The organism is Pedobacter psychrodurus (assembly GCF_032678585.1).
Taxonomy (GTDB): domain Bacteria; phylum Bacteroidota; class Bacteroidia; order Sphingobacteriales; family Sphingobacteriaceae; genus Pedobacter; species Pedobacter psychrodurus_A.
Window position 1 is genome coordinate 24,880 of sequence record NZ_JAVTSN010000022.1, and the last position, 12,808, is coordinate 37,687.

The following is a 12,808-nucleotide window of genomic DNA, read 5'->3' on the forward strand; positions in this document are numbered from 1 at the left end:
CTATATAAATGAATTTAATACGTTTCGCACTCCGCAAACCCATATCCATCTTAGTTTTAGTAGCTGGATTGTTCTTTTTCGGCATTGGGGCCATCAACCAGATCAAGGTTGATATCCTGCCGCAAATGAATCTTCCGGTAATTTATATTGCCCACCCTTTTGGCGGTTACACGCCCGACCAAATGGAAGCTTATTTTGGTAAACAATACGTTAACATCCTGCTTTTTGCCAACGGTATTAAAAGTATCGAAACCAAAAATACGCAAGGTTTAATGTTGATGAAATTAACCTATTACGAAGGTACCAACATGGCACAGGCCGCGGCAGAGTTAAGTGCACTTTCTACCCGTGCACAGGCCATATTCCCTCCAGGATCACAGCCCCCCTTTGTGATCCGTTTTGATGCTTCTTCTCTACCTGTTGGACAGCTGGTATTAAGCAGTCCAATCCGCACCAATAATGAACTGCAGGATTTGGCCAATACCTATGTTCGCCCTAGTTTTTCGGCTATTCCAGGTTTGCTTTCTCCAGCTCCTTTTGGCGGTAGTCCAAGAACAATCGAAATTAATGTGAATCCATCACTGTTACGTTCCCACAATTTAACGGTAGATCAGGTGGTTGAAGCCATTAGGTTGAATAACCAGACCGCTCCTTCAGGAAACGTAAGGATCGGCGATAAAAACTACCTTACCCCTACTAATTATACCATTAAAAAGGTCAAAGATTTTGAAAATATCCCCTTGTTTAAAGGCAGTGTTCAAAATTTGCAGTTACGCGACGTGGCCACTGTTAAAGATGGCGCCGATTTAGTAGCCGGTTATGCCTTAATTAATGGCAAACGTTCGGTATATTTAAGTATTGCCAAATCTGGTGACGCTTCTACCTGGGAAGTGGTTAAAAACCTGAAGAAAAATTTACCGAACATTCAAAGTTCATTGCCCGAAGATGTTAAACTTTCTTATGAGTTCGATCAATCTGTTTATGTAATAAATGCGGTAAAAAGTTTGGTAAGTGAGGGCGCAATCGGTGCCATTTTAACCGGATTGATGGTTTTACTTTTCCTGGGTGATAAACGTGCCGCGTTGATTGTTATCTTAACCATCCCAACATCGATCATTGCCGGGGTTTTGTTCCTTAAATTATTTGGGCAAACGATCAATATCATGACCTTGAGTGGATTGGCCCTGGCCATTGGTATTCTGGTGGATGAATCAACGGTAACCATAGAAAACATCCACCAGCATTTTGATATGGGCAAACCCAAGGCCCTGGCCATTTGGGATGCCTGTAAGGAAATCGCTTTCCCCAAGTTACTGATTTTGTTCTGTATCCTGGCTGTATTTGCACCTGCCTTTACCATGACCGGTATCCCAGGCGCATTATTTTTACCATTGGCCCTGGCAATCGGCTTTTCGATGGTGGTTTCATTCTTGTTATCTCAAACCTTTGTGCCGATTATGGCCAACTGGCTGATGGTTGCACATCCTAAAAAAGGAAGTGAAAACCACCCTGGCATTACGCAAGATGAGGCTGATTTTGCAGCAACAGGCATTACACTCGAATCGGAAAAAGATACGCTGAACCAGAAAAGGGTTTTGGTAGAACGCGAAGATTTTAGTGGCAATGGCAAAATTGGCTTCTTCGATAAATTCAGGAACCGCTTTATGCGCTTTCTCGATCGTATATTACCATACAGAAAACCAGTCGTATTACTTTACCTTGTCGTAATTATCGGTTTGGCCGCCTTACTTTTGGTTAATATTGGCCGCGATGTTTTACCAAGGGTAAATTCTAGCCAGTTTCAATTGCGTTTACGCGCACCCGACGGAACACGTTTAGAACGTACGGAAGAAAAAGCAAACGTAGTTTTGGCCGAACTGAAAAAAATGGTCGGCGCAGAGCACATGGGCATTTCTTCTGTGTATGTTGGTCAGCACCCTGCACAGTTTTCGGTAAACCCGATTTACCAGTTTATGGCTGGTCCGCATGAAGCCGTTTTCCAGGTAAGTTTAAAGGATTTCGAAGAAGACATGGATGATTTTAAGGACCAGTTCAGAGATAGAATTAAAAAACTTTTACCTGATGTTAAACTTTCTTTCGAGCCAATAGAACTTACCGACAAAGTATTGAGCCAAGGCTCTCCTACCCCTGTTGAAGTGCGTATTGCTGGCAAAAACAAAAAACTGAACGAAAAATATGCCAATAAAATCCTGGCCGAATTAAAGGAAATTCCTTACATGAGGGATGTTCAACTTGCACAGCCTATTAAATATCCATCATTAAACATCGATATCGACAGAACACGTGCCGCACAGATCGGTGTAGATATGGCTGATATTTCACGATCATTGATTGCTTCTACTTCATCATCACGTTATACGGATAAAAATATCTGGCTCGATGAAAAAGCAGCTTTGCCATATAGCGTTCAGGTTCAGGTGCCCCTTAACCAAATGACCAGCAAGGATGATATTGGAGAAATTCCTTTATTAAAAAACTCTGCCAGACCCGTGTTAAGCGATGTAGCTAAAATTACGCCTGATACCACTGCCGGCGAAAACGATAACATCGGTGCCATGCCTTTCTTATCAGTAACGGCTAACCTGTACCATACCGATTTGGGAACAGCATCAAAAGATGTTGAAAAAGCCATTAAGGATGTAGGCGAACTGCCTAGAGGACTGAACGTTACGGCCATAGGCATGAGTAAAGTATTAACAGATACTTTAGACAGTTTGCAATCAGGCTTATTAGTCGCCATTGTAGTAATTTTCCTGATGTTGGCCGCTAATTTCCAATCGTTTAAAGTTCCATTGGTTATTTTAGCTACTGTACCAGCGGTTATTTTAGGTTCGCTATTGTTATTAACCATTACAGGATCAACTTTAAACCTGCAATCTTATATGGGTATCATCATGTCGGTAGGTGTTTCTATTGCCAATGCGGTGTTACTGATTACCAACGCCGAGCAATTACGGAAGCACAATGGTAATGCACTCGAATCGGCACGCGAAGCAGCAGCCTTACGTTTACGCCCGATTATCATGACCAGTATTGCCATGATTGCAGGTATGTTGCCAATGGCGATCGGTCATGGCGAGGGCGGCGGAGCAGTTTCACCTCTGGGAAGAGCAGTAATTGGTGGTTTGTTGGCTTCAACTTTCGCCGTATTAATTATATTGCCATTGGTATTTGCATGGGTACAAGGAAAACAGACTACCGATTCGATGTCGCTCGATCCGGAAGACGAAGAAAGCATCCATTACATTAAAGGTTTACAAGAAAACGAATAAATCATCATCACAAATGAATACGAAGATATTTTCAACAGCATTATTAAGTACGGGATTATTGGTGTTAACAGCTATGTATGGCTGTGGGCACTCAGATTCGAAGGGAGCAGCCAAGAAAGAAAAAACAGCAGCAATCGCCACTTTCGACCTTAAAAAAGAAAAACTTTCAACCAAACTAAGCTTGCCAGGCGAATTAATTGCTTTGCAACAGGTTGATTTATATGCCAAAGTGAGCAGTTTTGTAAAAAGCTTAAAGGTAGATATCGGCTCGGAAGTAAATAAAGGTCAATTATTAATGACTTTAGAAGCACCTGAAATGACTTCACAACTGGCTGCAACACAATCGAGGATAAAAGCACAGGAAGCCATTTATACAGCGAGTAAAGCCAACTACAACCGTTTGTACGAAACCAGTAAAACCCCTGGAACCATTTCTACCAACGATCTTGATCAGGCCATGGCCAAAAAGAATTCAGATCTCGCACAACTCGAAGCAGCAAAAGCGGCGTATAAAGAAGTAGGTTCAGTTCAGGACTACCTGACTATAAGAGCGCCTTTCAGCGGGATTATTTCTGCGAGAAATGTGAATTTAGGCGCTTATGTTGGTCCAACAGGTAAAGGTTCTGACCTGCCGTTATTTACCTTGCAGGATCAGAAAAATTTACGTTTGGCCGTTTCCATTCCAGAAGTGTACACCGGCTATTTAAAAGCAGGTGATGAAATCAGCTTCACTGTTAAATCGTTGCCAAGCCAAACTTTTAAAGCAAAAGTAAAACGTATGTCGGGTGCTTTAGATTTACGCTTACGCTCTGAACGCATTGAAATGGACGTTCCAAATGCGTCGAAAGTTTTACTACCAGGAATGGTTGCCGAGGTAAATATTCCACTTCCGGCCAATGCCAGCACCTTTATTATTGCTAAAAAAGCTTTATTGGATACCAGCGAAGGATTGTTTGTATTAAAAGTGGCGGATAACAAAGCAGTCAAGGTGGCGGTTAAAAAAGGAAGGGAAACCGATGATCAAGTGGAAGTTTTTGGAGATTTGTCAGAAGGTGACAAATTAGTGGCAGAACCAACAGAAGAAATGCATGAAGGAACGGTGATTAAACCATAACTTTACGGTATTAAGCACTTAAATTATGTTATCAAAAAATCAAGAGCTTTCTACCCTTCAAAAAAAGGAAACTTTAGAAGATTTTTACAATAAATTAAAAATCACCCGTCCGGAAATTCCTACGCCAAGCCTGGGGATGATCAACGACATTGGGCACTTTAATGTTTTTAACCGCGGTACCGTTTGTACCAATGTACCATCTGCATTTAGCCGGAGGGATTTTTATAAAATTTCGTTGATTATTGGGAACGGGATTTTGCATTATCCTGATGCGCAGATCGAAATTAAGGGGCGTGCATTGCTGTTCACCAACCCGAATATTCCTTATTCATGGGAAAGTACTTCATCAAAGCCTGCTGGATTTTTCTGTTTGTTTACCGAAAATTTTATACACAACCGCAACGAAACCCTTCGCGATTCGTTGTTATGGCGGATAAACGATAGTCCGGTGATACACATTGATGAAGAGCAGGAAATAACCTTAAGGGATATCTTTACCAAAATGATGAAAGAGATGGATGGCGATTACATGCATAAATATGATTTGTTGCGGAATTATGTACAGTTGATCGTGCATGAGGCGCTAAAAGTTAAACCCCAGGATGTTTTTTTTAAACAGAATAACGCATCGGCACGTTTAACTTCGTTATTTATCGAATTGTTGGAAAGGCAGTTTCCTATTGGCTCTACTGAGCATATTTTGGAGCTAAAAACGGCGCACGATTTTGCTTTCCGTTTGTTGGTGCATGTAAACCACTTAAACCATGCAGTAAAAGAAGTCACCGGCAAAACCACTTCAGAGCATATTTCGAGAAGGATAGCAACAGAAGCTGTTGCCCTATTGAAACATACTGAATGGAATATTGCACAGATAGCTTATTGTTTGGGTTTCGAATACCCCGCCAACTTTAATATATTTTTTAAACGTCAGATGCAGTGTACCCCAAAAGGTTTTCGGGCCAATTAATGATGCAGATGATGTAATTTTATTAAACCTAGTCGTTTAGTACTTGAAGCGCCAATCCCTCAATTGAGGAAAAGGCGCTTTTTTTTTATACGCTAACCAGCAAAGTGCAAAAGCTTGCCGTAGCATTGCAGGAATTGAAACGATAGTCTATAAGTATTCAACGTCTCAATTCGTCATTTCAAGCGAAGTCGAGCTATTGGGTGCTGCGAAGCCGGGAAACAGGAGGCTCTGCGAAGCAAAATCTTTAAATATGCATCAGTAAACCTACTTTAAAGATTTCTCTACTACGGAAATGACGATCACGTCTTTACTTCATCACAGCTACATGATCGCTTTTATCCCCATCCAATATATACCCATAAGGATCAATCGCAATTGTTTTGGGTTTATGATCAACAATGATAGAAAGCATTGTCTGATTCTGGCTTATCGTGTACTTTTGAAAATAAACTGGTTTTGTACCTCGTTCCCAGTCCGTTTTCAACTGATCAAAACAGGCAAGGTCTACTTGCAGATTTGGCAACTGTTTACTACCCCCGCTTAACCTCTCGGTGGCTATCTCCAGATCAAGTTTATACTTTCCATTTTTTAATACCCCACCATTGAGCACTTTAATTCCCAGATCGTAAGTAACTACCTCATTAAAACAATCATTTATAAACTTCTTTTGACCAGGTGAAGCCTGATTTAAAATAGCTTGTACTAAATCGCCTGCGGTAGCCCTCGGTTTCGGATATTTATGATCAATAATAAGCTGACTTAATACCGCATTAAACTTCTTCTCTCCCAACAGTTCCTTAACCGCATACATCGTTAATCCTCCTTTTTGGTAATGCACATAAGGTTGATCCAAGGTTTTAGCCAAAGGCAATTCCTTTTCACTATTGTTTCGGTTCAAAAAGTAGAGATTGTTATCATAATCAAGGTATTTCGCTAAATACATTTTACCAAAAGCCTTTTCGATCAAAATATTTTCGGTGTATTTAGCCAACGATTCGGTGAGCATGGCATAACCCGCACCAACAGCAGGAGCCAATATATTTGCCCACCATTGGTGTGCAGTTTCGTGTGCAGCTATGGCATAACTCTGATCAATATCTTCTTTGTGACTATAATTCCCGAGAAAGTTAATATTTTCAGCACTAAAAACAACTCCTGGATAAGCTGTTGCAGCACCTTTATATTGGGGGATTTCGACAATGTTGAACTGTTTTAGCGGATAGTTTGCAAAATTGGCATTGCCATAATTTAAGGCATCTTTAACCGCACTAAATATACTTTTTAGGTTATACGCTTGCCCCGCCTGATAACAAATACTCAGGTTAATGCCTTTATATTTTTCTTTTTTCACAGCATATCTTGCGCTGCTCAGGGCAAACATAAAATTGATCGGTGTGGAAGTTTTGTATTTGAAATACCTCCGATTATTAGTTGTCCAGTTTCTCTGCAATTCCCCAACGGTAATTATCTGCTGATCAATTTCTGTGGAAATAACCGTTTCGAAATCAATTAATTCGTAAGCATCGTTAAATTTTGGCTTGCTGGCAATTTCGGGCAAACCTACTTTTTTGCGTTCCTGTTTATCTTCACTTTCAAAATTGTAACAGTATCCAAACTGAGGGATAAATTTTTCCAATTCAATGTAAGTACCATTTTCTACTATGGAATTTTCACTATCAAAAGGTGTAAATCCATTTCTGATAACCTCAACAGAGAAATTCATTATGATTTCCTGATCAGGTTGCAATGGGGTTTTGAGCATAAGAAACTGCTGATTAAAGGTTACGTCTCTTTCGCTTTTCTCAATTCCATCGATAGATACCGAAAATGAGTTTACAGCAAGGCTAACGTAAGTCCATATTTTAGAAATAGGTACATGTGTTTCGTTTTTAAGTACATATGTCCCTTTAACGGTATATTTCCCTTCATTTGGATATAAATCGACATTGGTTTTAACGGCTTTAACAACCGGTTGGGGTAAATAGGCCATTGCTTTATATTTCCGCTCGTAGACCAGGCTCCAATTTAACCGCTCTTGTTTATTTTTATATTTTCCGACGATATTGGTTTGATAATAAATAAACGCTCCACAAGAAATCCAGAGCAGCAATGCTGATACCGCGATCCATTTATTATTGAGAAACGCCAAACGAAGCGACCTCCATCTGTCTTTAGTTTTTATTTCAACCTTGCGTTGCCACATCCCAATAGTTAACAGCGCAATAATGATCACAAAACCAGACCAATACAACATATACCAGTTAAAAGGCTTGGCATAATAGCCAAAACCATTAAAATAAGAATGCAACAGATCTGGAACTGTGGCAAATCGAAAAAGGTAATGTTCTAACCCAAATCTTTCGGCATAAGAAATCATAAAAACAACGATCATAGTCAGTAACATGCCCAAATACTTGTTTCCACTTAAATTCTGGACGAAAATAATGAGCACGACAAAAAGTAATAAGGGGAACGCACTATAATAATATAAGGACAAATACATGGGTAGCTCGATATGGTAATAACCATGTGTTACCTGTAATACAATACCGACCCCTATATTTATAGTAACCAGAATAAAAACCAACATCAAAAGGCTTAAACTTTTAGCCATCCACAATACTGAATTTTTAATGGGTGTACTATAGATCAAAGCATGTATATTGACTGCTTTCTCTCTGCTGATGGTTTCTGCAGCGTAAAAAATAATCAGAATCAGTCCGAATTTCATGGAGCGTATTTCTTCTATAATAATACCTGTTGCCGGATAACTGTGAATGCCATAAACACCGCTGAACAATTGATCTTTTAACTCCACGCCGAATAGAAAAACCCATAATAAAAGCATCACCATCATCGGGATGTTTTTAAACAGGAATAGCATTTCGAGCTTAAATTGAGCTTTAAATGTGTTAAAATGAAAACGAAAACCACTTGATGAAACCGCTAAAACCCGATAAGGAATCAACGCAATCTGTTCTGCCTTAAGTTTTTTAATTTTCACCTGCTTTTGGAGTTGTAATCTAAAATTGAATACACGATAAGTAATCAGCATCAATAAAATTGTAAAAGCAATCCACAGGAGTCTGTTCAGTAAAAACGCGCTTTCTAATGGAAATAACTGTTGATTACGTTGCAGATCGGTCCAGGTTCTGGTTTCACCAAAAAATGAGGCCAGGGCAAAAGGATCTAAAAGTAAAGGCAAAATATCCGAGCTATTGGCTTTCATTGTAGAGGTGGCCAACAGCGGAGAATTACCAAATATAGAAGCCAGCATATATAAAATATAGATCAGTACACCCACTACATAAATGGCCCGCACACTTTTAGTCAATATGGTGGTGCAAAATAAGATTCCGGCTGAGAAAAGCACGTTGGGCAAAGCAAAAACCAAAAGCGGTTGCAAAAAGTAAGTGATATGAAATGGACCTAAGCGATCGGCGTCGATAAAAAATGAGCCTACATAAATACCCAAAACCACCAGTACCATCAGGCTAAAAACAACAATGAGTAAGCCCAACAGCCGCACACCAAAATAAGAGACTTTCTTAATGCTTGAAGCAAATACAATCGCTTCCATTTTATATAGGTTATCTCTCAATACCACATTGGCGCTAAACAAGGTGCCCGAAAAAATAGAGAAAAGAGATAGCAATGCGAGGATATTGGTGATAACATAAGGCGAATTTTTATGCACCTCTTCCGAACCAAACCCACCTTTTACCGCACAAAAACAACCCAGCACAAAAAACAATAAAGCGGCTACCTTGAACGACACCTGTCTGAAATGGTATTTCAGCTCAAATTTCAGTAAATCTGCGGTCATCTCTTAGCCTCCAACTTTAAATTGGCAGTACCAAATAATGAGGAAAAATAAACCTCTTCCAAACTCGGGTAAATAGGCTCGAAACCTGGTGCAGGAAATTGATCTGCCAATACAAATACATACAATTTACCCGAAATAATTTTGGTAGAAATCACATTAAAAGCCGATGAATATTGCGCCAGATCTACCTTATTGATTACCTTCCGCCAGATTTTCCCATCTAAATCTTTGATCAATTCGGCAGGTTTACCTTGTAAAATTAGTTTACCATTGGCCATCACAGCCATTTCTGGACAAAGGTCATTTACATCTTCTACGATATGGGTAGATAAAATCACCACCCGGGCAGCACCGATTTCGCTCAAAAGATCATGAAAACGGTTCCGTTCCTGAGGGTCTAGGCCTGCCGTAGGTTCATCAACAATAATTAATTGCGGATTACCCAACAAGGCTTGTGCAATGCCAAAACGTTGTCGCATGCCCCCAGAAAAAGTACTCACCGATCTTTTCCTTACTTCGAATAAATTGGTCTGCTGCAGAAGTGAAATTACCTGTTCCTTGCGTTCGTTTTTATTAAGCAGACCTTTTAATACCGCCATATGGCTCAATAGATCAAAAGCTGAAATTTTAGGGTAAACACCAAAATCCTGTGGCAAATAACCCAATTTATTGCGCATTTCCTGAGGATTCTGTAGCACATCATTTCCATCGAAATACACCTGTCCGGCATCCGGAACTTGCAATGTAGCAAGCGTACGCATAAGCGATGATTTACCAGCGCCATTTGGCCCCAATAAGCCAAACATACCATTAGCGATGTTCAAAGTAACACCATCAAGGGCCTTGACACCATTTTGATAAGATTTTGTAAGTTGCTGTATTTTAAGCCGTACCATATATTCTAGTTTAAGAAGGACGCAAATTAGTTCCGTAAAAATTGCCAATCGAATTTAAGTGATGAACGGAGCTAAAATGATGACGAAAGGTTAGAATAGAAGTCAAGCTTTAAAAAATGACTTCTATAATCTATAAAGCATTGGGATTATACAAATAGGATTGATATTCCTTTCATCATCGAAAATATGCCTTTCATCATCTAAATTTTAAGCTACCAGCAAAGTTTCTTAGTTTTAAAAACAGGGATAAGAATGGTTCGTGGAGACACGAACCATTGAGTCCTATCATTTACTGTTGCCTCGGTTCGTATCTCCACGAACCGAAATAATAGAATGAAGCAATCTATTTGACTTTTAGAACTAACTAAATAAATTGTCAGGCTGAGCTGAGTCGAAGCCCTATACAATTAGCTTAATTAAAAAAGACTGTCCTTCGAATACGCTCAGGATGACATCTTTTTTAGATTATATTATCATATTTCAACAAAATGCGCATTATCAAGAATTTTAGCTACAACTATAAATACCAGGATTTCTTCATCGTTATTGGTTTGTTGTTGTGGATAGCCATATTCAATACTTATACGTTAGCCACCAACATTTGGTTGGGCTATGCCATTTCTATACTGGCTGTAGGCTTTTGTTTATTGCCTGTACTCGTTTTTTCTTTTATTAAATCGAGGTTAAAAAACACTTTAAGTAAAAAGCAATTTACCATCTACCAAGGCATGTGCTACTTTATCCTCTTACCTATTTTTACAGATATTGCATCTTATCTAAAAATCGGGGAACTGGATAGTTCTGTTTTTATTTCAACCGCTTTGGCTGCACAAGCACTCGAACTGATGTTAATTGCCAATCGCTATTATCAGAAAAAGGTTCAACATGTTAAATGGATCAAGAAAATTGGCCTGGAGAATGCTGTATTAATTACCATCATTTTACTCGCCGCAACCATTTCAGTTATGGCCGTTTCGAGCTTAGATAACCCTATTTATCAAAGAAATGGATTCCGTTTGGTTGGGTTTGAGTTCAATATCGAAAAGCTACTGTACAATTTCGGAACATTTTTGGGCTTTTTTTCTCAGTTCCTGATCATGTACTTGTGCGGATATGTACTTTTTTTAATCAACAGCCGTTTACTCGTATCCAAAATCCTAAAAGAAAAAGGCTTGTTGATTTACCTTTTAACGCTTTCTGCTACGGTTGCTATCCTATATCCACTATTAGCGCAACTGTTAATTTCGTTGCCCATTAACACGGTATTTGGCCGGAGTATATTTGTAGCCAATCCTTTCGAATTGGAAAATGCATTTGGCGCTTTCGCCATCATGCTCATCAGTTTGCCTGTTGTACTGGCCCTTCAATGGGGCAAACAGAACAACAAAATCCTTACTTTAGAAAAGGAAAAATCACAAAATGAGCTTGACTTATTAAAACAGCAGCTTAATCCACATTTTTTCTTTAATACCCTTAATAATCTCTATGCCTTGAGTCTGCAAAAATCAGATAAAACTGCCGAGAGCATTCTACAATTGTCAGAACTGATGCGTTATACCATTTACAAGGGGCAGGAAAAAACAGTTAAACTTTCGCAGGAGCTGGATTACATTGAAGATTACATCCAATTGCAGCAAATCCGCTTGCGCAAAACATTACACTTCGAATTCGAAAAACATATTGCGAATGATCAGATCGATATTGCTCCGCTTTTAATTATTGTTTTTATAGAAAATGCATTTAAGCATGGTATAGAAGCTGCTGAAGATGCTGCTATCCTGAAATTGTTGATTACTTGCAATGATAGCGAACTTACTTTCAGCTGTGAAAACTCCTTCGATCCCGAAGAAATAAACCAGACCAGAGGAATAGGTCTCGATAATTTAAGAAAAAGGCTCGAATTACTCTATCCAAACCATTATACATTGCATATCCAACCGATTGGTAATATCTTTAAGGCAGAACTCAAACTCAAGTTAATATGAGCTTACGTTGTTTAATTGTAGATGATGAACCACTCGCACACGGCGTAATAACTGAGTATGCTAGAGATATCCTTTTTATAACCATTATTGGACAGTGTTATCGCGCTACAGAAGCATTAGACTTTCTAAGTAAACAACAGGTAGATCTGATTTTCCTCGACATTAGGATGCCAAAACTAAACGGATTGGATTTTTTGAGGACACTGCCACATAAACCAATTGTGATTATTACTTCCGCATACGAAGAATATGCTCTGGAAAGTTTTGATCTTGCCGTTTGCGATTACCTTTTAAAACCCTTTAGGCTTGATCGCTTTTTAAAAGCCGTAAACCGTGCATTGGAATTTTACAACCTCAAAAAACAAACGTCAAATTCCATTGAAACCGAACAAACGAATGTTAGAAACAGCAGACAGATTTCCATTAAAGCAGATAAAAAACATATCCTGGTTAAGATAGACGAAATACAATATCTGGAAAGCCTGGGCAATTATGTAAAGGTTTGGAAAGATGCTGATTTTTTACTCACGCCCAGAACAATGGGCAGTTTTGAAGACCAGCTACCTGGCGATTCTTTTATCCGCATCCATAAATCTTTTATCCTCAATAAAAAATATGTCGATTACCTGGAAGGCAATACCATTGTGCTTAAAAATGGCCAGCAAGTGCCGATTGGAAAAAATTATAAAAGTATGATTAAACAGTTACTCGATATTGAAGATTAAGT

7 protein-coding genes are annotated in these 12,808 nt (G+C 39.1%); 5 read left to right on the forward strand and 2 right to left on the reverse strand.

Features of this window, described 5'->3' with window-relative positions; genetic code table 11:
- Positions 1-8 precede the first annotated feature (8 nt).
- From R2S57_RS15440 to R2S57_RS15450, 3 genes are read left to right on the forward strand one after another with little or no spacing between them, the layout of a single operon-like run.
- Positions 9-3,293 carry an efflux RND transporter permease subunit gene (locus R2S57_RS15440; RefSeq protein WP_316845856.1) on the forward strand — a complete coding sequence of 1,095 codons (3,285 nt, stop codon included), beginning with the start codon at positions 9-11 and terminating at the stop codon, positions 3,291-3,293.
- Between the two features lie 13 nt (positions 3,294-3,306).
- Positions 3,307-4,407, forward strand: a complete 1,101-nt coding sequence (locus tag R2S57_RS15445) for an efflux RND transporter periplasmic adaptor subunit (protein ID WP_316845857.1) — start codon at positions 3,307-3,309, stop codon at positions 4,405-4,407.
- A gap of 25 nt (positions 4,408-4,432) precedes the next feature.
- A complete protein-coding gene (locus tag R2S57_RS15450) occupies positions 4,433-5,374 on the forward strand; it encodes an AraC family transcriptional regulator (protein ID WP_316845858.1) in 942 nt (313 codons plus the stop codon).
- Positions 5,375-5,681: 307 nt separating this feature from the next.
- Here R2S57_RS15450 and R2S57_RS15455 read toward each other — a convergent pair whose 3' ends face one another.
- A complete protein-coding gene (locus R2S57_RS15455; RefSeq protein ID WP_316845859.1) occupies positions 5,682-9,200 on the reverse strand; it encodes an ABC transporter permease/M1 family aminopeptidase in 3,519 nt (1,172 codons plus the stop codon).
- Positions 9,197-10,096: an ABC transporter ATP-binding protein gene (locus tag R2S57_RS15460; RefSeq protein ID WP_316845860.1), complete on the reverse strand. Its 900-nt coding sequence runs from the start codon at positions 10,094-10,096 to the stop codon at positions 9,197-9,199. The genes R2S57_RS15455 and R2S57_RS15460 overlap by 4 nt, the downstream gene beginning before the upstream one ends.
- A gap of 488 nt (positions 10,097-10,584) precedes the next feature.
- Between R2S57_RS15460 and R2S57_RS15465 the strand changes: the two genes are divergently transcribed.
- Positions 10,585-12,081: a sensor histidine kinase gene (locus R2S57_RS15465; RefSeq protein ID WP_316845861.1), complete on the forward strand. Its 1,497-nt coding sequence runs from the start codon at positions 10,585-10,587 to the stop codon at positions 12,079-12,081.
- Positions 12,078-12,806 (forward strand): LytTR family DNA-binding domain-containing protein, encoded by a 729-nt coding sequence (locus R2S57_RS15470; protein ID WP_316845862.1) that lies wholly within the window; start codon positions 12,078-12,080, stop codon positions 12,804-12,806. The genes R2S57_RS15465 and R2S57_RS15470 overlap by 4 nt, the downstream gene beginning before the upstream one ends.
- The last annotated feature ends 2 nt before the right edge of the window (positions 12,807-12,808 follow it).